Below are 23,033 nucleotides of genomic sequence, written 5' to 3' on the forward strand. Positions count from 1 at the left end.
TCCGCGTATAATTGTACTATTCCGAGTGATTCCAAACAAAGTCAGCAATGGGTCTATCTGCCGACAAAACAGGATTGTCATTGGAATTTAATAAAACCGATCGCACTTTTACATTCCCGGCCCCCAAACGCCTCTCGACGCGACTGGGAATGCCGTAACCGTAAATAATGTGTCCTTTACCCGCCAACACCACAACTTGATAGTCGGGGTTTGCTTTGACAAATTCAGCTATTTTTTCCGCCATAGTTTCGTCCCACAAAACTTGGGCTTGCAAGAATCTTTCAAAACCGGTACTATTTCCCTGTTCAGCCTTTTGGTGTTGCTGGTAAACTTCTAGCAGCAGTTGCCGATATTCGGCGTTGTCGGTGCGAATTTCGGATATTGGCGGAATGTGCTTTTTTTCCTCTGCTGTGAGGCTTTCTAAACCTTGACGGGCAACTTTTCTCGTTACTTCGGATGGTGTATTTAAGGCGAGGACGGGTAGTTGATTTTCTTTAGCAAACCGCAAAATGGGGGCGTAAGATTCCCAGGGAAAGCGCCATCTGCGATCGTACTCTGTTTGCTCGACTAATTGCTGTTCAGTCAGTTTACCTGCTAAGTAGTTGTCGATCGCGCTTTGAAAGGGACGCTCAAACATTTCCATCGCGATCGCAATTTTCCGATTTTGCCGCTGCATTTCTCGGATAATCGCCTGTTGAGCTTGATGGTCTTCCGCGCTATCGTGGGTTTCTCCCAGGTACACGACTTTTGCCTTTACCAACTGTTGCAGAATCTCTTGGTTAGTGTAAGTCTGCCCAGCTTGAGGGTTCGCCGTCGTTTGCGCTGTCACTACACTCCTGCACAGCAGAAAGATACTCAGCGATAAGGCGCATAGTTTGATGAGTTTGGTTGTTTTCATACAGATATTATGCCGTTTCTCGCAGCAGCAAGCACAGCCGAACTCTACTATTTTAGCTGAGCAGCTAGAAAGCTCAATGCTTAATTTAAGTTCATAATTATCCGTGGTTACTTCTAAAAATGTAAAGTTTAGTTGCAGGTACTTGCGCTTCTAGAAGAAGGTGCTAAATTAATAATATGAAGCGAACAAAAAGCTTCTCTGACAGATACAACCTCTAGATACCACAGCGAAGTTCACAATAGAATCTAAGGAGTAAAAACGCTGTTTAATCTCACATCTGTCTCATCAAAAACCAATAGCAGCACCCACCAACAAAGCTGACACTTCCTCAACTAATTAGAGGGGAGCAATGCAACTGAATCCGAGGATTATTGCAACTCCACATCGAAGTTGAAAAAGAGGAAATCACTCGGTACATATGGCTGGGTGCTGTTGTTGTTAAAAGAGATTTTCGGCTTGTGATGTTTTTTTCAGTAGAGGCAGAGCTTTTAGATAGGCGTTACCGGGCAGAGCCGGGTAACGAGCCTAAAATGAGAAAAACTAGAAAATTACTGGAAAATTGTCTCGTCTTCCTTTCGCCACGCGGGATCGACGATACAAATAAATATTAGCGGCTCTGTGCCACAGTTGTAAATAAACTGCTTGGCGTTTGGCGGAATGTAAACTGCATCTCCGGCTTCCACGAATTGATTTTCGTCGTCGATGTGCATTTCTCCAACGCCGCTGAGGATGTAATAAACTTCAGAAGTTGTCAGGGAGTGCAGCGCAGAAGTTTGTCGCGGTGGCAAAACGGCGTGGGCTAAACTGTAACGCAAATCCACAGCTTGTTTGTCTGGATGCAATAATTCTCGCAGTTGAGTACCGTCGCCAGCAATAAACTCATCGCAGGCATTTAGCTTTTGAATTAGCATTCTTTCCCCTCTCCTGAAAATCTCTTTACCACAACTTAAGTTTAATTGAAAGAGCCAGAGATGTTAAGAAATATGTCAAGCGGCGGCCGGATTTTTTAACCGTAAATTCCCGAATGCCCTCGATAATCAGGACAGTCGATCGCATCTTCAGATAAAGCTATAGTAGGCTGAACGGGACACTTGAGGTGGTAGTCGCCGGTGAAAAATACGCAGTTAGCACAAGGGATTTGGTGCATCCGCTGAGCTCGACGCAGCGAGTCGGTGACAGTACGCCCGACACTCAAACACAGCAAAAAAACTAAACCCCAGGCGGACACAAAACACAGCGGGACTAAAATAGGCTGTATTGCCTTCAGCAGAAAGTAAAGCATAGGAAGAAAATTTAGCGGTATAAGCCACACATACATTACAGTAGTGGAATTGCCGATCGATCGACCAAAAAGTTTAGAATCCTTTACAGCTCGATCGAGAAACCGGGCAATTATGGCATGATAAGGAACAGTCCTTAAATAAAATTAGAGGAAATCCGTTATGACTCTGCGATTAGGCGATACAGTTCCCAACTTTACCCAAGCTTCGTCTGAAGGCGAAATCAATTTCTACGACTGGGCTGGGGATAGCTGGGTCGTGTTGTTTTCTCACCCGAAAGACTATACTCCAGTTTGCACCACAGAACTCGGTGCAGTGGCCCGTCTAAAGTCTGAATTTGAAAAACGGGGCGTCAAAACCATTGCCCTCAGCGTCGATGATGTGGATTCTCACATGGGCTGGATTAAAGATATTGAGGAAACTCAAAACGTCACCCTCAATTATCCGATTTTAGCAGATGGTGATCGTAAAGTCTCCGACATTTACGACATGATCCATCCAAACTCGCTGAACAACTTAACAATCCGCACAGTTTTTGTGATTGACCCGGAAAAGAAATTGCGTTTGAGCATTACTTATCCGGCGAGCACGGGTCGGAATTTTAATGAAATTTTGCGAGTAATTGATTCCTTGCAACTTACGGACAAATACAGCGTTGCGACTCCGGTTGATTGGAAAGACGGCGACGATTGCGTAATCGTACCTTCGATTACCGACCCGAAAGAGTTGGAAGAGAAATTTCCTAAAGGTTATACGCCGATTAAGCCTTATTTGCGGATGACTCCTCAGCCGAATAAATAGGTTTAACATTCCTGGACGCATAACCTAATTCTGTAAGGTGTGCACTGCACACCTTACCTCTATAATTCGCGCGTAAAACCAGCTTGTAGTGAGGACTTGAGTCCTTAATCCTGATTTTTGAGGAGTTGAGTCCTCACTACAAACAAAGAAATTGTGCAATCTTGTGTAAACACTTTAGATTTGAGGAAAGGCAAAATGCTGTCATCAACAATTGTGTTGCGAATACCACCCAAATTGCAAATGACAGACGACGAGTTTTTCGAGTTCTGTCAAATCAATAGTGAATTACGCATTGAACGCAACAAATCGGGAGAATTGCTAATTATGCCCCCTACTGGTTCGGAGACTGGAAACCGAGAAGGTAATATATTTGGGCCACTGTGGGTTTGGGCAGAACAAAATGGTACTGGTTTAGCGTTTACTTCGAGTACAGGATTTACTCTGTCAACTTGTGCAGAAAAGTCGCCGGATGCTGCTTGGATCAAACTGGAACGGTGGAATGCTTTGTCACCAGAACAAAAGCAAAAGTTTGCCCCGATTTGCCCGGATTTTGTAGTAGAACTGAGGTCGGCTTCTGACAATCTCAAACCATTGCAAGAAAAAATGCAAGAATATATGAGAGAACCCGGAGTGCAGTTAGGCTGGTTAATTGACCGCAAAAATCGCAGAGTTTATATTTACCGTCCTGGTTTGCCAGAGGAATGTTTGGAGAATCCCGCGACCGTCAGCGGCGACCCCGTTTTGCCCGGATTCATACTCAATATGAGCAAAATTTGGTAGAACTGCTAGCAATAAATATCAACTTATTGTAAAAATTAATCATAGGATACACACACGCCAAAAATATGGATATTAAAAACGGCTTTGTAGGCACAATCGGCAACACACCACTAATTCGCTTAAACAGCTTCAGCGATGAAACAGGCTGCGAAATTCTCGGCAAAGCAGAGTTTCTAAATCCCGGCGGTTCCGTTAAAGATAGGGCCGCTTTATACATTATCAAAGACGCAGAAGAAAAAGGCTTGCTCAAACCGGGCGGCACCGTTGTTGAAGGCACTGCCGGCAATACAGGCATCGGTTTGGCCCACATTTGCAACGCTAAAGGTTACAAATGTTTGATTGTGATTCCCGATAACCAATCTCAAGAAAAAATCGATGCTTTGAAAACCTTGGGCGCTGAAGTTCGGACTGTTCCCGCTGTTCCTTACAAAGACCCGAATAATTATGTCAAATTGTCGGGAAGATTGGCTTCGGAAATGGAGAATGCTGTCTGGGCCAATCAGTTTGACAATTTAGCCAATCGCCGAGCTCATTACGAGACAACTGGCCCGGAAATTTGGGAACAAACAAACGGCAAAATTGATGCTTGGGTAACAGCTACTGGTACTGGCGGCACTTTTGCTGGGGTAGGAATGTTTTTGAAAGAAAAAAATCCTGCTGTTAGAATTGTCTTGGCAGACCCGATGGGCAGCGGGCTTTACAGTTATTTCAAAACTGGGGAAATTAAGACTGAAGGCAGTTCGATTACTGAGGGAATTGGCACCACCCGCGTCACTGCAAATATGGAGAATGCCCCGGTAGACGACGCCATTCAAATTGATGATACTGAAGCTGTCCGGGTGATTTACCAACTGCTGAGAAAAGAAGGGCTGTTTATGGGCGGTTCTGTGGGGATTAATGTGGGGGCGGCTGTGGCTTTAGCGAAGCAAATGGGGCCTGGACATACGATTGTTACGGTACTCTGCGACGGGGGGGCTCGGTATCAGTCGCGTTTGTTCGATCGACAATGGTTGGCTTCCAAAGGATTGTCACCCGATTAACCGTAGGGTGCGCTGCGGCGCACCTTAAAATCTGCGCATATATAAAATCTGGGCGTATATGCGCGCACCTATTCCATGATAAAAAAATAGCATATATGTAGCAGAATGTCAAGTAAAAAATATGAAAATTATCGAATCTTCTAGGCAAGTTCTTGTTTGTCAAAACCGCACTTGTCGCAAGCAAAATTCAGCAAAGGTACTGGCAGCTTTTCAGAAATTGTCGCCCTCAGAAGTTGAAGTTGTTGCTAGCAGTTGTTTGGGACAGTGTGGCAACGGGCCGATGGTGTTGGTGCTGCCAGAAGAGGTTTGGTACAATGGCGTTTGCCCTGAAGAAGTTGCGGCAATAACTGAGCAACATTTGCGGGGAGGAAAGCCGGTAGAGAAGATGCTTTACCGCAAGTTTCACCGACTTTCTAATTAGTCGATCGCCCGCCTTTAAAATTCTTCGGCAAACAACCGGCGGAGAATCTCGGTGACTTCGGCGGCGACTCTGGCGTCTTGTTCGATCGCCAAGCGATCGACACTGCTGGAACCGCCTACAGCTTTTTCTGCCCGCAAACTCATGGCTAAAGTTCTGACTTTTGCCGGCTTTCCCGCCGCCTTCGGCCGCTCGTCAACAAACCGCACTAAAGCCACATAAACTGTTTCTAGGGTTCCCCTGATCGAGCTGAGTCCGTAACCCAATTTTGAGATAATTACTGGAGAAGTGATCAGGCTATCCATGCCCAAAGTTTTAATTGCTACGTCCACATATCGAGCGCTGTCATGTCCCATTGCTCTGACAATGCTTTCTAAGCTGTTCCACTGAGATGCTTTCATGCGCGATTGCTGTTCGATGTGGAAGTGCCATCCTAACATGGAAATCAGCCTGGTCAAGTCATAAGCAGATACGGAATTTTTTTGTTTGGTGCTGTTTACTGCGGCACTTAAAAGCACTTGTTTTTTGGTGAGATCGAAGATTTTTGGGTTGGTGAGATAAGGATTTTCGCCGTAATCGCCACGAAAAATTAGGTCATTATTGCCAGTAGCGCTCTTCAGCCATTGCTCTAATCCTATGCGAGTATCAAAGCGTTTGAACATCGCAGCTAAGGAGTTTGAACTTCCTATATTGGAGGCATAGTTAATCATGTCTTTTGCTACCTCGTAAAAATAAAAATCATGTTTTTGCCCGTTGCCATCTCTAACAACGCAGTTGTCAATGTCGCAGTCGGGATATTTGCTATTTAGTTGACTGACGATATTAAGGAGTGCGATAATTTTAGTGGCACTCCACTGCTCAGCATTGGTAAGTGCGTTTTTTCCCAGCCACTGCGCCTGAATTTTGCCCTCTACAAAAGTACCAATGCAAACGCAGGCTTCTTTGATGTCTGCGTGGAGGAAACTTAAAGCTTGAGAGTTAATTTGAGGTAGTTCTCCCAGGCTGGGAAATGGGGTAAGTTTGAGGGGATTATTGGGTCCGGGAATAGAGCTAATTACTTTTATGCCGTCGGGTTTCTGTTTGAGATAATCGGGATAGTTTTTAATTTCTTGTTGGTAAGGGGATTTTTCAATGCCCCGGTCTAAAAAGGCTAGTTTGTTTATGTTCGCTTTGGCATCTATTTCCATTTGGAGGTAGTTTTTGTAGATACGCGCTCGGTCTTTTGCGAGTTCGAGGGAGGTGAGGTTCATAATAATTGTTGGCAGCTTGTTACAAATAAGTAAATCACTATACTAGGATTTACGCAAACAAACCGGGTTTCTATATAAATTTTTGGGTTAGGAAACGAAAATTAATGAAGAAAGCGGGCGGCAGACAGTAACTGCGGCCAGGACTATATATCCAAGTTCGGACCCTGCGATCAAGTTTTTTTGCTGCGTACTTGAATGCGTTTGTTGGTTTTTTGTTTCTTAATCCAAGAGACAAATTTCTGGAGTTCAGGGTCATTTTTGAGCTTTTCCAGGGTGTTGAGCTCTTGGGCGAGGTGTTTGTTGTCAAATAGAGAGTGAATCTGGCGGTGACAGGCTGAGCAAATGTCGATTGTCGGGCTGGGATCTTCGTTTTTCCGCTTGGTGTTTTGTTTGGGGGTGAGGTGATGGGCGGTTAATGCTTCCATTTGTCGATCGCACAATTCGCACTGCATAATTTTCTCAATGCTGCTGGATAAGAGAATTGCTACTTTTAGTTTAGCGCGATCGGCTTTGAGGAGGTGAATGAAAGGCGATCGCACTCTCCAAACAATAAAAAACCCCCAATTGGGGGTCGTACAAATCTCTTGTGGCAGAGGTCGAGAAGCCTCTGGGATCACAAAATATACAGCAGCAAAAACAAAACAATCCAAATCACATCGACAAAGTGCCAGTAAATCTCAGTCGCTTCTATTCCAAAGTGGTGCTCGCTAGAATAGTGACCTTGCGCGCGCGATCGCCACACCACCGCCACCATAAACAGCACTCCCAAGGTAACGTGCAAGCCGTGAAAAGCAGTCAAAACGTAAAAACAACTGGCATACAAATTAGTCGTCAAGCCAAACTCTAAATGAGCGTATTCGTAAACCTGACCGAACAAGAAAACTGCGCCCATAGCAATAGTTACGAGCAACCAATTCCGCATTCCGGCGGCATCATTCTTTTTAATTGCAGTATCCGCATTGTGAATCACAAAACTGCTAGCAATCAGAATTACCGTATTGATTCCCGGCAGCAATAACTCGCGCTCCGGCGTACCTTCAGGAGGCCACACGGGGGCCATCGCCCGATAAATCAAATACGCGGCAAACATACCGAAAAATATCATGCCTTCAGCGCACAGGAACACAATTACACCTAACATTCGGTGGTCGGGATGCTCGACACCGTGTGCTTCTACTTCGCCCTCGTGATGGTAATTTAGGGCTGTTTTTGTCGGATCGATCGCTGGAATTTGCATAAGAAATTGGTAATGAAGAAGTCAGTTGTCAGTTGGCAGTTGGCAGTTGGCATTAGTCATCAGTCATTAGTTAACAGTCAACAGTCAACAGTCAACCATGCCTAATGACTGATGACTAATAACTATTCGCCATCTTGACTTTCATCAGCAGGAGAATCAGCATTTACCTCTGATTCAGGAGCGACCAAAGTTGCAGTACCGCCAAAGAAAGTTGAAGCTTGAGCCTCCGCAATAGGGATACCTGTTTTCTGGGTGTTGCGGGTGGCATTTTCCCTCAGCTTGAGCCTGAGACGTTCCCCGGTATTCTGAATTTTTTCCATGCCGTAATCGTAAGGCCCCGTTGCCAATACCGGCACTCCTTCAAAATTTTCGATCGGAGGTGGCGAAGTCGTCATCCATTCCAAACTCAAAGCTTGCCAAGGATTGTCACCTGCTTTCGGGCCGTACCTCCAGCTCCAAATCACATTAATGATAAACGGGATTGTAGACACTGCCAGCATATAAGCACCGACAGTACAAATGACATTAATTGTGGTAAATTTCGGGTCGTACATTGCCACCCGCCGGGGCATTCCTTGCATCCCCAAAGCGTGCATCGGCAGGAAAGTTACAGTAAAGCCAACATAAGTTAAAACAAAGTGAACTCTACCCCAAAATTCATTAATCATCCGCCCCGTCATTTTGGGGAACCAGTGGTAAAAAGCAGCGTAAATTCCAAACACTGAGCCGCCAAACAGCACGTAGTGTAGGTGAGCGACGACAAAATAAGTGTCGTGAACGTGAATGTCGAAAGGTACGGAAGCCACCATGATTCCGGTGATGCCGCCGAGCACAAATGTTGAGATAAAACCCATCCCAAATAGCATCGCGCTGACAAGCCGGAGTTTTCCTCCCCAAATAGTTGCCAACCAGCTAAATATTTTAATCCCAGTTGGTACGGCGATGATCATAGTCGTGATCATAAAAAACATCCGCAGCCAGCCGGGAGTGCCGCTGGTAAACATATGGTGCGCCCACACGATCAAGCCCAAAAAGCTGATCGCGAGACTGGAATATGCGATCGCCAAATAACCAAAAATTGGCTTGCGCGAATGCACCGGCAAAACTTCTGAAATCACCCCGAAAAAGGGCATAATCATAATGTAAACTGCCGGGTGCGAATAAAACCAGAATAAATGCTGGTAGACGATGGGATCGCCGTTGCCTGTCGGGTTAAAAAATGCCGTCCCCGCTAACAAGTCAAACGACAGCAAAATCAAAGCTGCGGCTAAGACTGGAGTAGCAATCAAAGTGAGCGCTGAAGTCGCAATCATCGCCCAGCAAAACAAAGGCATTTCATTGAGACTCATGCTCGGAACCCGCATGGTAAAAATGGTAACGGCAAAATTCACCGCCCCCAAAATCGAAGAAGTTCCTAGTATTAAGACGCTGAGAATCCAAATTTCTTCCCCCGCTTGAGCAGTAACTAAGCTCAAAGGCGGATAGGAAGTCCAACCCGCCTGCGGAGCTCCTACCAAAAAACTGCTCAACAGCAACACGCCGCCTACGGGAATTAGCCAAAAGGCAAGGGCATTCAGTCTGGGAAATGCCATGTCTTTTGCCCCAATCATTAAGGGGATCAAAAAGTTAGCAAATCCGGCTCCGGCGGGTACGATCCACAGGAAGATCATCACCGTCGCGTGAACAGTAAATAAACTGTTGTAGAGTTCGGGGGTGACAAAATCGGCGTCGGGGGTGGCGAGTTCTGTTCGCACCAAAGTTGCCATCACGCCGCCGATTAGATAGAAAATAAATGTTGTTACCAGGTATTGAATACCGATTACTTTGTGATCGGTATTAAAAGTGAAGTAGTCGCGCCAATGTCTATCAGCGGGCGCTGTTCCGCGAGCCTCAGTGTTTGCACTTTCTTGGAACTGTGCTTGTGTCATAGTTATTAGTCATTAGTTATTAGTCATTAGTTATTAGCTCAGGATAAAATACCCAGTGGCCAGAACTAATGACTATTTTTAGTGATGAGTTGGGTGAAGTTGTTCTAGGGCTTCGGAATTAATTTTTATTTCCCTGACGTAGGGAGCCAAAAATTCTCCATCTGACAATTCCCCAGGATTGACTGCAACTGCTTGCTCTAAGTTTTGACTGCTAGCAACTTGCTGGCTTTGCAGCCAAGTGTCGAATTCTTCTGGCGTGTGAACGACTGCTACAGCTTTCATCGCTCCGTGATAAGCGCCGCACAATTCAGCACAAACAACCCGGTATTCGCCGGTTTTAGTTGGTGTAAATCTCAGTTCGCTCGGCCGGCCGGGAATTGCATCTTGTTTGAGGCGAAATTCCGGCAGCCAAAATGCGTGCAGCACGTCTTGAGCTGAGATATTTAGCTGTACGTCGCGGTTGACTGGCATATGCAGTTCGCCAGAACTAACGCCGCTTTCTGGATAGCTAAAAATCCAGGCGTACTGCAAACCTGTGACATTTACAACTAAGTCTGCTGGTTTGTCTTCATTTTCTGGGGAAGCGCCTACGCCTAAAGCAACGAGTTTTTGAGATGGAATTTGAGGGGCGTTTTGGGGTGTATCTGAGAGTGTGGCTGCGATCGCACTTCCCCGCATTTTAGAGTGCGCTTGCATGGTGCCGTGGTCGTGATTGCCCATCGGATCGAGGCCTCCCATTGAGTTGTAAATCTCAAAACTGTAGACTCCGATTCCTAAAATAATCACCGCCGGCACGGCTGTCCAAAGAATTTCTAAGGGAAAGTTGTCATGCCAAGGCGGCCCGTCTGTGTTGTCTCCTTGACGACGGCGATATTTAATTGCAGCAACGATGAGAATTCCCTGGACCATGATAAATAGTCCAGTGGAAATGGTCATCATTGTATTGAAAAGTGCGTCTATGTCGGATGCTTCATCAGAGGCGGCGATCGGCAGTAAACCGTGATTCTGCCCGTACCAGAGACTGATCAGAGTCACTCCGATGCCGGCGAGCATGGTGAGGATGGAACTTGGAATGTTCACGCTGGTACTTCTTAATAGCGACACTTCTTCGCTTGAAAAATGAAGGAAGCGCCTCTGGGTTATCAATTTTTAATTGTAAATGGTATTTTTAGTAAAATGTCTATCTTAAGGGTTACTTAAGGCTTAGTATGTTTGACCGATCGCCCGATCACCTAAAAAATACGTCTTTTGTACATTGACAAAAATGCTTAAAAATGCTATATAATCGCTCTGTTTGCCTGCTAAATTTGAGATGGTTTCTCAAAGACCATCAAATGCTGCTGAGGTAACATATCTTTTGTCTCTTTCCATACTAAACCGACGGCTGCCATTTCTTTTTTAACCTGCTTCTGCGTCATTTTGTGCAAACCTTTAATGGGAATCAGCGGATTTTCGCCCCGATACTCGATCGATACCGTGCGGCCTCCCGGTTTGAGTGCTTTCACAATTCCTTGCATCATTTCTCTAGGATATGCAAATTCGTGATAAGCATCGACCATCACAACTAAATCTACGCTATTTTCCGGCAAATTTGGATTGTCGATACTGCCCAAAACTGGCTCAACGTTAGCAATATTTTTTTCTTGTTTATTCAATTTAATAAAATCAATCATTTCCGGCTGCACGTCAACAGCCAAAACCTTTCCTTCTGGAACTAAGGGAGCGATGCGAAAGCTAAAATATCCCGTTCCTGCTCCAATGTCGGCTACAATATCGGTTGGTTTTAAATCGAGATTGTTGACTAATCTAGCTGATTTTTCTTCCATGCCGCGAGACGGTCTTTCGAGCCAACCAGCACCTTGATATCCCATGACTTGAGCAATTTCTCGACCCATGTAAAATTTGCCGGTTCCGTCAGGATTGTGGACTGTCCGCTGCTGATAAATTGGGTCGCCATCGGCGGTTTTACTTACGGCTGCACACGCATTGAGCGGCAATATGCAAATTATTGCTAAGATAATTGCTGCTAGATGTTTGAGGAATTGTCGGTTTTTCACGATCGTCCTAATTGTATGTTTAATTTTGTCATTACCAGGCTCTGCGCGGTAATGCAGAACCAGAGGAACAGCCGAGCGAATATCGAGAATAGTTTAAGATTTAGCTGACAGCGGATTCTAATAATCTGATTGTACCAGAGTCAGCGTCGATTTCGACTTCTTGACCGATCGGCAAAGTGAACTGTTCCCGGATGTGTCCCACCATTGAACCGTACCACGCGGGAATCTTCAAAGGGCGAATGTGGTCGGACAAGACTTGAGGCAAGGTTAGGGACTCTTGCGGTTTTTCAGCTTCGCACTTTGTACACTGTCCGAAAATAAAACCTGATATTTTATCGAGAATGCCCGCTAATTTAAGCTGCGTCAACATTCTATCGATGCGGTAAACTTCTTCGCCAACTTCCTCAACAAACAAAATACTGTTTTCCCACTGCGGTAAATATGCAGAACCCACCATTGCTGCTATTACTGATAAATTGCCGCCGATTAGTGTGCCCCTAGCTGTGCCCCGCCCGATTGTTTGAACTTGCACGCTTTTGGAGTTTTGCATCGTCACAGAACCTCCGTCAAACAAAACTTTTTTGACGTAATTTACTGTAAAGGGACTCCAAGTTGACGCACCTAAAGGGCCGTGAAAAGTAACTCTATTAGTTTTAGCATAAATCGCCAATAACAGCGCAGTAATATCGCTGAATCCCATAATAATTTTGGGGTTGTTGCCGATAACATTGTAGTCCAGGAGCGGCAATATCCGAGCACAGCCCCAGCCGCCCATCCCGGTAAAAATAGCTCGCACTGAGTCATCGGCAAAGGCTGCGTTGACATCGGCCGCGCGATCGGCATCCTTGCCCGCTAAATAGCCGTAGCGGTCGTAAAAATGCTCTCCCAATTTAACTTTTAAACCCAGCTTTTCCATAACTTTAAAAAAATCCTCGATTTCTTTTTTGTAGTTGAAAGCGGCAGGATTGATTAAAGCTACAGTATCGCCAACTTGCAGGCGGCGCGGCTTCACGATCGCACTTTTGGGAGATAGGTTGGTTTGGGCGATCCGATTCGAGGGCTTCGCTAACGGCACAAGCTGAGTACCAATAGCAGTCAGCCCAAAAGTTGTCAGCAGAGCACGGCGGCGGAGAGTCATAGCTGTTAGGTAATTTTTGCTATAATTGTAAAGGAAAATTTCTGCAATATCAGTTTAAAATTGCCAGTTTCAAATGAAAACAGACACTAAAATCTCAGCTAAAAAATCTTGGGCTCAAGCTTTAGCCCGTCCGGCTGCGGAATTTCCGCTGACTCAGTTATCCGTTAAAAGCGGTAAAATTCCTGCAGGATTGCGCGGCAGTCTCTACCGCAACGGGCCCGCACGTTTGGAACGCGGCGGCATGAATGCGGGACACTGGTTTGATGGCGACGGTGCAATTTTGGCAGTACATTTTACCGATGCCGGTGCTGCGGCTGTCTATCGCTACGTGAAGACAGCGGGATATCAAGCTGAGGAAAAAGCTGATAAATTTCTCTACAGTAATTATGGCATGACAGCACCGGTGCCTCTGTGGTTGCGGTGGACTAAATCTGTTAAAAATGTTGCCAATACTTCAGTTTTAGCTTTGCCCGATCGCCTTTTAGCTTTGTGGGAAGCCGGCTTGCCTCACAGCCTCGATTTGCAAACCTTGGAAACTCGCGGAACGGACGATTTAGGCAGTTTAGAGAGTGGATCTGCTTATTCCGCTCACTGCAAGCGTGACCCGATTACTGGGAATATTTTTAACTTTGGGATTGCACAGGGTGCGACTACAAAGTTGAATCTGTATAAAAGCGATCCTACAGGCAAAATCGTGCAAAAAGCAAGTGTTGCTTTAGATGGAATTCCCATGATCCACGATTTTGTCTTGGCGGGAAAGTATCTCATATTTTTTGTGCCACCGATGCGACTAAAAGCTTTACCAGTGTTGGCTGGAATTAGCAGTTACAGCGAGTCTTTTGAATGGAAACCAGAGTTAGGAACGCAGATATTAGTTATTGACTCGGAAACTCTATCTTTAGTTAGTCGCGGCGAAACCGATTCTTGGTTTCAGTGGCATTTTGCTAACGGTTTTGTCAAGGAAGATGGTTCGGTAGCGGTTGATTTTGTGCGCTTCGCTGACTTTCAAACTAATCAGCGGCTGAAAGAAGTAGCGGCGGGCGAAACTCTCACCGATGCGGAGGGTTCCCTGTGGCGGGTGCATCTCAATCCTCAAACTGGCAAAGTGACAGCAGCCGAAGAATTGCTGGATCAAGCTTGCGAATTTCCGACGGTACCTGCTTCAGAAATAGGGCAAGACTCGCGATATATTTATCTGGCAATGTATCGGCCTGACGTTGATATTGTACCGGAACGTTATGGTGCGATCGCCCGTTTGGACACGCAAACCCGCAATCTCACAATTGCCGACTTGGGCGAAAATCGCTATCCCGCAGAGCCCATCTACGTTCCAGATATTTCGTCGGAGAAAGGTTGGATAGTAACAGTTATTTATGACGGCAATTCTGACAGCAGCGAAGTCTGGATATTTGACAGCGACGGACTTTCCCGCGAACCTGTTTGCACGCTAGAATTGCCCGGTGTCATACCTTTGGGCTTTCACGGCACTTGGAAATCGGCAGTATGAGAAAATTGTAAAGAAGTGTTGCGGAAGATTTATTAAAAATTGTTGCCGCTTCTCTGTCAAGTTGTTAAGGTGTGTGTAGATAGGAAATTCTCATATCTAGGAGGTGTGGAATTGATAATCTGCATTGCTCAATTATCCTGTGCCAATTCGCACGAATCCCCGGCGATTTTAAGTCGCGGTTGCACAGGATATCGTCTGCCTCTGCGGACTACAAAAAGAAGGGTAATTAAGCCCTGGCGAATAACGAATCCGGGCGAATATTCCCGGCCAATTTATTCGCAGCTACCCAGGCAAAATCCGCCTCCACGGAGTGAAGAAAGAGGGGTTCTCCAACCCCGGTAAATCACAAATTCGCGGATCACCAATCCCAGGCGAGTTTATTCGCGGCTACACAGGCAAACTCCGCCTCCGCGAACTGAAGAAACAGCGGTAATAAAGCTCGCTTGACCATGATTTCCGACTCGGTTTTCTCATCTCAGCTTGGTCTGCTGGAATGAGGTTAAAAGACCAGATATTGGACTGATTTCTGGCAAACCAAAAGTTTAGTTCAACTCACGCGCACGTTAGCGATTCAACAGTTTTTGGTTTTGAGTTAACCCCACAAGTAAATGAGGTCTATCGAAACAAGATAGCCTTTCCCAAAATTATGAATTATGAGTTGTTACCGCCAAAACATTCAACTCATAACTAATAATTCACAACTCACAACTCATAACTCCGTGCCGCGGTGAGCATCAACCAAAAGGTTTAATCTATGCAACTTCAAGGAAAAACAGCTCTTGTTACAGGGGCTTCGCGCGGAATTGGGCGATCGATCGCCCTGGAATTAGCGAGACAAGGAGTCAAACGTTTGTTGATTGTGGCGCGCAACCGCAGGCAATTAATTGAACTGGCAGAGGAAATCGATCTTTTTGGCACAGAAGTAGTGCCGTTAGCTTTGGATTTAACTCAGTCAGTTGCGGTGAATATTGCGATCGCCCAAGCTTGGCGAGATAGCGGCCCGATTCACCTGCTAGTCAACTGTGCAGGCGTCGCGCACCAAGCATCATTCTTGCGTTCGCCACTCCCATTAATCGAGGAAGAGATCGCCTTAAATCTGCTCGGAACCTACACAATTACCCGCTTGATAGCGAGGCGAATGGCGACTCAAAAAGAAGGAACAATCGTCAATGTTTCGAGCTTAATGGGAAAAATTGCCGCTCCCACCATGGCAACTTATTCTGCTACCAAATTTGCGATTTTGGGATTCACCCAAGCTTTACGCAGCGAGTTAACTCAGTACAATGTTCGAGTCACAGCTTTGCTGCCATCTCTAACAGATACCGACATGGTGCGAGACTTGGAGCAATTTCGCTGGGTAGTGCCCACAACTCCCGAAAAAGTTGCCCTAGCACTTGTCGCGGGATTGCAGAAAGATGCACCGGAAATCTTGGTAGGATGGCAAAGTCATCTAGCAGTTTGGTGTCACCGAATTGCGCCTTGGTTGCTGGATTTTGTGTTGCGGATGGCGACTCCCGAACTTCGGGATAAATCGCGGGGCCGCAAATTGCGGGAGGCTTTAGCTAGCGGGCGATAAACCCTTTTATGGGCGGGCTCTTCGGCCATTGGTGTCAACTTAAGCTGTCAGCCCGCCCACTCGTTAGTCCGCCAGTCCGCCAGGGGTTGAAACCCCTGTCTAATAGCTCAAGTCCTCTGAAGAGGACTGAGAAGATGAATTTTTGACATTGCTGATTTACGGTAGGAATCAACTTTTCGCTTGATGTTACAAAACTGACCATACTTGTTTTATAGCAATTGGGAAATCTGAATTCCTACCTGTATTCAGCAACGCCCAGCAACACCGAATTTTTAAACTCATTAGTCCTCTTCAGAGGACTTTAGCTATTAGACAGGGAATTCATTCCCTGTCGGACTATCGGATTGTCGGACTATCGGATTGTCGGACTATGGGACGGTCGGACTACCGATTTAACGTTAACTTGACACCAATGGGCATTGCCGTGTCCCTACAAGGGCTATGTACTTACTTACCAGCAAAAGTGCTGTATATTATTTCCACTCCCCTTGCAAGGTAAAAGCAGCCCAATAATAGGGAGATTTCCATTTTTCTTGCTGCATCATTTCCATCTGCGCCGCCCTCAAAGCTGCCGCCGGCGCTAACTTTTGTTGCACCATTTTCTGATAAAACTTTTGCATTAACACAGCAGTTCCTTCATCATCCACACTCCACAAACTCACCGCCACCCGCTGCGCGCCCGCATACATAAAACCCCTTGTTAATCCCACCATTCCTTCGCCTTTAACATTCTGTCCCATTCCCGATTGACAAGCACTTAAAACCACTAAATTTGCCGCCAGTTTCAAGTTGAAAATATCCGTGAGCCGCAAAAAGCCATTGACAAGATTACCTTGGTCATCTACCATCGACATCAGAATTCCTGACAGTTCGGGATTTTTGCTGTTGGCAAGGCCGTGGGTGGCGAAATGAACGATTTGATAATTAGCTAAACTGCCGTCGGTGGCAGTAGTGCGATTGGCATCAAAATCAATCTTTTGACTGCTAGAAGCTGAGGGAAATAAGCTGGATATTGTTTGGGCTTCTTGGCGGCTAAATGCGAGGCGTTCCGGTGGCCATTGCCGATTAGAAGCACGAAGCGATTGATTTAAACCGAGGTTGTTCGCTTCTAATTTTTCGGTTGTTTCTTGGGTGATTTTTCCTTTAATTCTTTCATCATCTGCACTGAAAACAGGATCTGCTAAAATTGCTAAATTTCGGCCCGGCGGTTTTCTATCTGCGTAATTTTGCCTGAGAATGGCGAGACTTGAGGCCGAAGGCAGGGTAATAATTTCATGTTCGATAATTAAGGGAACATTGGTATTTTGTCCCCGAGTTGGGGGAATAGTTAAAGCCGAAAAAGGGGTATAGTGCAGCACGCCGTCGGGAACAATTAATAAGCGTTTGTTTCCTAATTGGGCTGCTGCGGGCTGTAAAATTAATTGACCCAGATTGGCATTCGCTTCGGCAACTTGTTGGGGAATATCTCTTTGGATTGGGCTAGTTACTGCCTCTCGGAAATTGCGGGCTGCTGTTTCAATATCTGCGCGTTTTGGCAATTCATAGCTGGTTAGTCCGGTTGATGTGACAACCCACAAATAACTGCGGTATTTGCCGAGGGAATACTGCAATAAAATCGTGTTTTCATCGAGAATCTGTTTCTGAATTTCTGGCAACCTTAAAGGTTCGGGTTGGGTAAGGGCAGCGTAGCGGGGGCTGGCGGTACGAATCTTGGTTTGAATTTGCTGATATTGTTGCAAAAGTGCGAGGCGCTGTTTGTCGATCTCAGCGATTTTAGTTGCGTTGGGATTGGGGGTGCTGATTGTTTCGATGCGCTGCTTTTCAATGGCATCGAGTTGCTGTTGCAAGCTCTTTTCTTGTTGCAGTAAATCGGGGGAAATACCTTCGCGAATGTTGGCGTTACTTTCAAGGAGGAGTTCGAGGAGACTGCGGGCCCTCGAACGTTCGCTGGCTTCTAAGGCTTTTGTATCGTAACCGGATTTAGGATTAGTTTTATGCAGTTGCATTAACAAATCGATGTAGAATTCGTAGTAGTTTTGTACTGTGGCAAAGTATGAGGTGCGAAGTTCTGGGCTGGCAATTTTGGTGCGGAGGTTTTCGATGATTTTGAGAGAATCTTCAATATTTTTGAGGGCTTCGGGAAGATTGTTTTGGTCGCGTTTGACATAAGCTATGCTGTAAAGGGTGTTCGCTTCGCCGCCGCGATCGCCTACTGCCCGTCTCAGGGGAAGCGACTGGCTGTAATACTCTAGCGCTTTCTGTTTTTCTCCCAATTCTGAGTAGACACTGCCGATGCGGGTGAGGGTGGCAGCTTCCCCGCCACGATTGCCGAGGGCCCGACTCAGGGGAAGCGACTGGCTGTAATACTCTAGCGCTTTCTGTTTTTCTCCCAAATCATCGTAGACTAGGCCGATGTTGTGGAGGGTGGCAGCTTCCCCGCCACGATCGCTTACTGCCCGTCTCAGGGCAAGCGACTGGCTGTAATACTCTAGCGCTTTCTGTTTTTCTCCCAAATCTGAGTAGACTAGGCCGATGCGGGTGAGGGTGGTAGCTTCCCCGCCACGATTGCCTACTGCCCGACTCAGGGGAAGCGACTGGCTGTAATACTCTAGCGCTTTCTGTTTTTCTCCCAATTGGGAGTAGACACCGCCGATGTTGTTGAGGGTGTTCGCTTCCCCGCCACGATTGCCGAGGGCCCGACTCAGGGGAAGCGACTGGCTGTAATACTCTAGCGCTTTCTGTTTTTCTCCCAAATCATCGTAGACATTGCCGATGTTGTTGAGGGTGCCAGCTTCCCCGCCGCGATCGCCTACTGCCCGACTCAGGGGAAGCGACTGGCTGTAATACTCTAGCGCTTTCTGTTTTTCTCCCAAATCTGAGTAGACACTGCCGATGTTGGTGAGGGTGATAGCTTCCCCACGGCGATCGCCGGTTACCCGTCTCCCGGGAAGCGACTGGCTGTAATACTCTAGCGCTTTCTGTTTTTCTCCCAAATCTGAGTAGACTAAGCCGATGTTGGTGAGGGTGTTCGCTTCCCCACGGCGATCGCCGATTGCCCGAAATAGGGCAAGCGACTGGCTGTAATACTCTAGCGCTTTCTGTTTTTCTCCTAAATCTGAATAGACACTGCCGATGTTGTTGAGGGTCTTCGCTTCCCCACTGCGATCGGCGATTGCCCGATCCAGGGCAAGCGACTGGCTGTAATACTCTAGCGCTTTCTGTTTTTCTCCCAATTCTGAGTAGACATTGCCGATGTTGTTGAGGGTGAGAGCTTCCCCGCCACGATCGCCTACTGCTCGATACAGGGGAAGGGACTGGCTGTAATACTCTAGCGCTTTCTGTTTTTCTCCTAACTCGGAGTAGACAGTGCCGATGTTGCTGAGGGTGGTAGCTTCCCCACGGCGATCGCCTACTGCCCGTCTCAGGGGAAGCGACTGGCTGTAATACTCTAGCGCTTTCTGTTTTTCTCCCAAATCTGAGTAGACTAGGCCGATGTTGTTGAGGGCGCGAGCTTCACGAGTGTGATCGCCCGCTTCTCGATACAGCTTTAATGCTTGTTCAAATTTGACGATCGCACCTCTTAAAGCTTGGGCCGTTCCTTGCTGGTAGAGTTGTAGTCCTTCGTTTAATGCTTTTTCAGCAGCCTCGTTACTGTTAGTTTGTGCTATTTGTACGACTTTGCCAACGGGCACGGCTGCTGCAATTGGCTGACTTAGCTGAACCGAAAGTGCGATCGACATACCAGCCAAAAACCATTGAGTGCGATCGAACATAACCACCCTTTTTGTATTTTTGTCAATTTTACTCACTAGCTCGCTTAGTGTAAAGACAGGAAGAAGTGATATTATGTCCGCTATATCATTTCCACTCGCCCTGAAGGGTAAAAGCAGCCCAATAATAGGGAGACTTCCATTTTTCTTGCTGCATCATTTCCATCTGCGCCGCCCTCAAAGCTGCCGCCGGCGCTACCTTTTGTTGCACCATTTTTTGATAAAACTTTTGCATTAACACCGCAGTTCCTTCATCATCCACACTCCACAAACTCACTGCCACCCGCTGCGCCCCCGCATACATAAAACCCCTAGTTAATCCCACCATTCCTTCGCCTTTAACATTTTGTCCCATTCCCGTCTGACAAGCACTTAAAACCACTAAATTTGCCGCCAGTTTCAAGTTGAAAATATCCGTGAGTCGCAAGAAACCATTGACAAGATTGCCTTTGTCATCTACCATAGACATCACAATTCCTGACAGTTCGGGATTTTTGTTGTTGGCCATGCCGTGGGTGGCTAAGTGCACGATTTGATAATTAGCTAAACTGCCGTCGGTAGCAGTTGTGCGACTGGCATCAAAATCAAATATTTGACGGCTAGAAGCTGAGGGGAATAAGCTAGATATTGTTTGAGCTTCTTGGCGGCTAAATGCGAGGCGTTTTGGTGGCCATTCTATCTCGGAAGCACGAAGCGAGCGATTTAAACCGAGGTTATTTGCTTCTAATTTTTCTGTTGTTGCTGGGGTGATTTTTCCTTTGATTCTTTCATCGTCTGGACTGAAAACAGGATCTGCTAAAATTGCTAAAGTTTGGCCGGGCGGTTTTCTATCGGGGTAATTTTGCCTGAGAATGGCGAGACTTGAGGCGGAAGGCAGGGTAATAATTTGATGCTCGGCAATTAAAGGAACATTGGTATTTTGTCCCCTGGTTGGGTCAAGAGTTAAAGCCGAAAAAGGGGTATAGTGCAGCACGCCGTCTGGAACAATTAATAAGCGTTTATTGCCTAATAGGGCTGCTGCGGGCTGGAAAATTAATTGACTCAGATTGGCACTTGCTTCGGCAACTTGTTGGGGAATTTCTCTGTGGATTGGTCTAGTTATTGCGTCTCGAAACTTCCCGGCTGCTGTTTCAATATCTGCGCGTTTTGGCAATTCATAGCTGGTGAGTTGCTTTTGGCTAACCACCCACAAATAACTGCGGTTTGTGCCGAGGGAATACTGCAATAAAATAGTGTTTTCATCGAGAATCTGTTTCTGAATTTCTGTCAGTGTTAAAGGTTGGGGGTGGGTGAGGGCAGCGTAGCGGGGGCTGGCGGTACGAATCTTTGTTTGGAGTTGCTGATATTGTTCCAAAAGTGCGAGGCGGCCCGAGTCGATTTCAGCGATTTTAGTTGCGTTGGGGTTAGGAAGGCGGACTGCTTCGATGCGCTGCTTTTCAATGGCATTGAGTTGCTGTTGCAGGCTCTTTTCTTGTTGCAATAAATCGGGGGAAATGCCTTCCCGGATGTTGGCATTACTTTCAAAGAGGAGTTCGAGGAGGCTGCGGGCCCTCGAACGTTCGCTGGCTTCTAAGGCTTTTGTATCATAACCGGATTTAGGATTAGTTTTATGCAGTTGCATTAACAAATCGATGTAGAATTCGTAGTAGTCCTGTACTGTCGCAAAGTATGAGCTGCGGAGTTCTGGACTAGCTATTTTGGTGCGGAGGTTTTCGATGATTTTGAGAGAGGATTCAATGTCGTTGAGGGCTTCGGTAAGATTGTTTTGCTCGCGCTTGACTGCAGCCATGCCGAAAAGGTTGACAGCTTCTATTTCGGGGTTGCTGACAGCCCTACTCAGAACCAGGGATTGGCTAAAATACTGTAGCGCTTTTTGTTTCTCTTCCGACTTTAAGTAAACTAAGCCAATGTTTTTGAGGATGGTAGCTTCCCTGCTGCGATCGCCCACTTCCCGACTCAGGCGAAGGGATTGGTTGTAATACTCTAAAGCATTTTGTTTGTCTCCCGAATCGTCGTAGATTCTGCCAATGTTGTTGAAGGTGAGAGATCCCGCGCTGCGATCGCCGATTTCCCGACTTAGATGGAGGGATTGATGGTAATATTCCAAAGCTTTCTCTTGCTCTCCCAATTCTGAGTAGACAGCCCCGATGCTGTTGAGGATATTAGCTTGCGCCGATCGATCGCCGGAGGCATGACTTAGGGGAAGGGATTGGTTGTAATATTCTAAAGCTTTCTGTTTCTCTCCCAAATTTGAGTAGACTGTGCCGATGTTGCTGAGGGTGACAGCTTCCCCGCTACGATCGCCGACTACGCGACTTAAGGGAAGGGATTGGTTGTAATAGTCTAAAGCTTTTTGTGACTCTCCCAAAGCTAAGCAGACAGCCCCGATGTTGTTGAGGGTGGTAGCTTCAAGCGAGCGAGCGCCAATTTCCCGACTCAAGGGAAGCGATCGGTTGTAATATTCTAAAGCTTTTTGTGGTTCTCCCAAATCCAAGTAAACTTTGCCGATGTTGTTGAGAGTAATAGCTTCCCCGTGGCGATCGCCCGAGGCGCGAGTGGGGGGAAGGGATTGGTTGTAATATTCTAAAGCTGTCTGTTTTTCTCCCAAATCCGAGTAGACTTTGCCGATGTTGCTGAGGGTGGTAGCTTCCCCGCTGCGATCGCCAACGGCTCTCCCCAGGGGCAGGGATTGGTTGAAATACTCTAGCGCTTTTTGTGGCTGTCCCAATTTTGAGTAAACTAAGCCGATGTTGCTGAGGGTAATAGCTGCTTGCGAGCGATCGCCGACTGCTTGACTCAGGGGAAGCGACTGGTTCAAATACTGTAGCGCTTTCTGTTGCTCTCCCAATTCTGAGTAAACTAAACCGATGCTGTTAAGGGTGACAGCTTCTTTCTCGCGATCGCCCGCCGATCGATACAGTTTTAATGCTTCTTCATATTTGGCTATCGAACCTCTTAAGGCTTCCGCTGTTCCTTGTTCGTAGAGTTTCTCTGCTTCTTCATATACTTTTTGGGCAGCCTCGCTACTGTTAGTTTGTGCTGTTTGTACGACCTTACCAACGGGCACGGCTGCTGCCACTGGCTGACTTAGCTGAACCGAAAGGGCGATCGACATACCAGCCAAAAACCATTGAGTGCGATCGAACATAGCCACCCCTTTTGTATTTTTATCAATTTTAATCACTAGCTCGCTTAGTGTAAAGGCAGGAAGAAGTGATATTATGTCCGCTCTATCATTTCCACTCGCCCTGAAGGGTAAAAGCCGCCCAATAATAAGGAGATTTCCATTTTTCTTGGTGCATCATTTCCATCTGCGCCGCCCTCAAAGCTGCCGCCGGCGCTAACTTTTGTTC

General features: G+C 46.5%; 19 protein-coding genes. 6 read left to right on the top strand and 13 right to left on the bottom strand.

Translation table 11 applies throughout. The features are described 5' to 3' along the window. Positions 1-16 precede the first annotated feature (16 nt). The 3 genes from QUA57_RS19395 to QUA57_RS19405 form a co-directional block, all read right to left on the bottom strand. Complete coding sequence (locus QUA57_RS19395) at positions 17-898, bottom strand: ChaN family lipoprotein (protein ID WP_333062921.1); 882 nt, start codon at positions 896-898, stop codon at positions 17-19. Positions 899-1,446: 548 nt separating this feature from the next. After that, positions 1,447-1,809 carry a cupin domain-containing protein gene (locus QUA57_RS19400; protein WP_333062924.1) on the bottom strand — a complete coding sequence of 121 codons (363 nt, stop codon included), beginning with the start codon at positions 1,807-1,809 and terminating at the stop codon, positions 1,447-1,449. 95 nt (positions 1,810-1,904) lie between these two features. Continuing rightward, positions 1,905-2,180: a hypothetical protein gene (locus tag QUA57_RS19405; protein ID WP_333062925.1), complete on the bottom strand. Its 276-nt coding sequence runs from the start codon at positions 2,178-2,180 to the stop codon at positions 1,905-1,907. 160 nt (positions 2,181-2,340) lie between these two features. Here QUA57_RS19405 and QUA57_RS19410 point away from each other — a divergent pair, with 160 nt between their 5' ends. The 4 genes from QUA57_RS19410 (at position 2,341) to QUA57_RS19425 (ending at position 5,220) form a co-directional block, all read left to right on the top strand. Next, on the top strand, positions 2,341-2,979 hold the full coding sequence (locus QUA57_RS19410; protein ID WP_006632618.1) for a peroxiredoxin: 639 nt from the start codon (positions 2,341-2,343) through the stop codon (positions 2,977-2,979). 195 nt (positions 2,980-3,174) lie between these two features. Continuing rightward, positions 3,175-3,759: a Uma2 family endonuclease gene (locus tag QUA57_RS19415; RefSeq protein ID WP_333062927.1), complete on the top strand. Its 585-nt coding sequence runs from the start codon at positions 3,175-3,177 to the stop codon at positions 3,757-3,759. A 65-nt stretch (positions 3,760-3,824) separates the two neighbouring features. Continuing rightward, entirely contained in the window at positions 3,825-4,799 is a 975-nt protein-coding gene (locus QUA57_RS19420; RefSeq protein ID WP_333039694.1) for a cysteine synthase A, read from the top strand. Between the two features lie 121 nt (positions 4,800-4,920). Beyond that, entirely contained in the window at positions 4,921-5,220 is a 300-nt protein-coding gene (locus QUA57_RS19425) for a (2Fe-2S) ferredoxin domain-containing protein (protein ID WP_333062928.1), read from the top strand. A gap of 14 nt (positions 5,221-5,234) precedes the next feature. Here the strand turns inward: QUA57_RS19425 and QUA57_RS19430 are convergent, their stop codons facing one another. The 7 genes from QUA57_RS19430 to QUA57_RS19460 all read right to left on the bottom strand — a co-directional run bounded on the left by QUA57_RS19430 (position 5,235) and on the right by QUA57_RS19460 (position 12,827). Continuing rightward, positions 5,235-6,467: a hypothetical protein gene (locus QUA57_RS19430; RefSeq protein ID WP_333062930.1), complete on the bottom strand. Its 1,233-nt coding sequence runs from the start codon at positions 6,465-6,467 to the stop codon at positions 5,235-5,237. Positions 6,468-6,637: 170 nt separating this feature from the next. After that, on the bottom strand, positions 6,638-7,084 hold the full coding sequence (locus tag QUA57_RS19435; protein WP_333062932.1) for a hypothetical protein: 447 nt from the start codon (positions 7,082-7,084) through the stop codon (positions 6,638-6,640). Then, positions 7,081-7,704 (bottom strand): heme-copper oxidase subunit III, encoded by a 624-nt coding sequence (locus tag QUA57_RS19440; RefSeq protein ID WP_333062934.1) that lies wholly within the window; start codon positions 7,702-7,704, stop codon positions 7,081-7,083. The genes QUA57_RS19435 and QUA57_RS19440 overlap by 4 nt, the downstream gene beginning before the upstream one ends. Positions 7,705-7,826: 122 nt before the next feature. Then, complete coding sequence (ctaD, locus tag QUA57_RS19445) at positions 7,827-9,632, bottom strand: cytochrome c oxidase subunit I (protein ID WP_333062936.1); 1,806 nt, start codon at positions 9,630-9,632, stop codon at positions 7,827-7,829. A gap of 78 nt (positions 9,633-9,710) precedes the next feature. Further along, positions 9,711-10,712, bottom strand: coding sequence for a cytochrome c oxidase subunit II (locus QUA57_RS19450; RefSeq protein ID WP_333062937.1), 1,002 nt, complete (start codon positions 10,710-10,712; stop codon positions 9,711-9,713). A 221-nt stretch (positions 10,713-10,933) separates the two neighbouring features. Continuing rightward, entirely contained in the window at positions 10,934-11,692 is a 759-nt protein-coding gene (locus tag QUA57_RS19455; RefSeq protein ID WP_333062952.1) for a methyltransferase domain-containing protein, read from the bottom strand. A gap of 97 nt (positions 11,693-11,789) precedes the next feature. Beyond that, positions 11,790-12,827 (bottom strand): LD-carboxypeptidase, encoded by a 1,038-nt coding sequence (locus tag QUA57_RS19460; protein ID WP_333062939.1) that lies wholly within the window; start codon positions 12,825-12,827, stop codon positions 11,790-11,792. Between the two features lie 73 nt (positions 12,828-12,900). Between QUA57_RS19460 and QUA57_RS19465 the strand changes: the two genes are divergently transcribed. Together QUA57_RS19465 and QUA57_RS19470 are read left to right on the top strand one after the other, a co-directional pair. Then, the gene (locus tag QUA57_RS19465) at positions 12,901-14,334 is read left to right on the top strand and encodes a carotenoid oxygenase family protein (RefSeq protein WP_333062941.1); all 1,434 of its coding nucleotides are present in this window, start codon (positions 12,901-12,903) and stop codon (positions 14,332-14,334) included. 754 nt (positions 14,335-15,088) lie between these two features. Beyond that, the gene (locus QUA57_RS19470) at positions 15,089-15,910 is read left to right on the top strand and encodes an SDR family NAD(P)-dependent oxidoreductase (RefSeq protein ID WP_333062942.1); all 822 of its coding nucleotides are present in this window, start codon (positions 15,089-15,091) and stop codon (positions 15,908-15,910) included. Between the two features lie 473 nt (positions 15,911-16,383). Here the strand turns inward: QUA57_RS19470 and QUA57_RS19475 are convergent, their stop codons facing one another. The 3 genes from QUA57_RS19475 to QUA57_RS28740 all read right to left on the bottom strand — a co-directional run. After that, a complete protein-coding gene (locus tag QUA57_RS19475) occupies positions 16,384-19,683 on the bottom strand; it encodes a CHAT domain-containing tetratricopeptide repeat protein (protein WP_333062953.1) in 3,300 nt (1,099 codons plus the stop codon). Positions 19,684-19,768: 85 nt separating this feature from the next. Further along, positions 19,769-22,828, bottom strand: coding sequence for a CHAT domain-containing protein (locus tag QUA57_RS19480; RefSeq protein ID WP_445304490.1), 3,060 nt, complete (start codon positions 22,826-22,828; stop codon positions 19,769-19,771). 85 nt (positions 22,829-22,913) lie between these two features. Beyond that, positions 22,914-23,033 (bottom strand): CHAT domain-containing protein (locus QUA57_RS28740; protein WP_445304491.1); only part of this gene is annotated, 120 nt, incomplete at its 5' end.

The organism is Microcoleus sp. Pol7_B2 (assembly GCF_036701035.1).
Classification (GTDB): Bacteria; Cyanobacteriota; Cyanobacteriia; order Cyanobacteriales; family Microcoleaceae; genus Microcoleus.

Bases quoted from the DNA above. Each gene is read 5' to 3' on its own strand.
- QUA57_RS19395 (WP_333062921.1), bottom strand. From the start codon at position 898: ATGAAAACAACCAAACTCATCAAACTATGCGCCTTATCGCTGAGTATC.
- QUA57_RS19400 (WP_333062924.1), bottom strand. From the start codon at position 1,809: ATGCTAATTCAAAAGCTAAATGCCTGCGATGAGTTTATTGCTGGCGAC.
- QUA57_RS19405 (WP_333062925.1), bottom strand. From the start codon at position 2,180: ATGCTTTACTTTCTGCTGAAGGCAATACAGCCTATTTTAGTCCCGCTG.
- QUA57_RS19410 (WP_006632618.1), top strand. From the start codon at position 2,341: ATGACTCTGCGATTAGGCGATACAGTTCCCAACTTTACCCAAGCTTCG.
- QUA57_RS19415 (WP_333062927.1), top strand. From the start codon at position 3,175: ATGCTGTCATCAACAATTGTGTTGCGAATACCACCCAAATTGCAAATG.
- QUA57_RS19420 (WP_333039694.1), top strand. From the start codon at position 3,825: ATGGATATTAAAAACGGCTTTGTAGGCACAATCGGCAACACACCACTA.
- QUA57_RS19425 (WP_333062928.1), top strand. From the start codon at position 4,921: ATGAAAATTATCGAATCTTCTAGGCAAGTTCTTGTTTGTCAAAACCGC.
- QUA57_RS19430 (WP_333062930.1), bottom strand. From the start codon at position 6,467: ATGAACCTCACCTCCCTCGAACTCGCAAAAGACCGAGCGCGTATCTAC.
- QUA57_RS19440 (WP_333062934.1), bottom strand. From the start codon at position 7,704: ATGCAAATTCCAGCGATCGATCCGACAAAAACAGCCCTAAATTACCAT.
- ctaD (WP_333062936.1), bottom strand. From the start codon at position 9,632: ATGACACAAGCACAGTTCCAAGAAAGTGCAAACACTGAGGCTCGCGGA.
- QUA57_RS19460 (WP_333062939.1), bottom strand. From the start codon at position 12,827: ATGACTCTCCGCCGCCGTGCTCTGCTGACAACTTTTGGGCTGACTGCT.
- QUA57_RS19465 (WP_333062941.1), top strand. From the start codon at position 12,901: ATGAAAACAGACACTAAAATCTCAGCTAAAAAATCTTGGGCTCAAGCT.
- QUA57_RS19470 (WP_333062942.1), top strand. From the start codon at position 15,089: ATGCAACTTCAAGGAAAAACAGCTCTTGTTACAGGGGCTTCGCGCGGA.
- QUA57_RS19475 (WP_333062953.1), bottom strand. From the start codon at position 19,683: ATGTTCGATCGCACTCAATGGTTTTTGGCTGGTATGTCGATCGCACTT.
- QUA57_RS19480 (WP_445304490.1), bottom strand. From the start codon at position 22,828: ATGTTCGATCGCACTCAATGGTTTTTGGCTGGTATGTCGATCGCCCTT.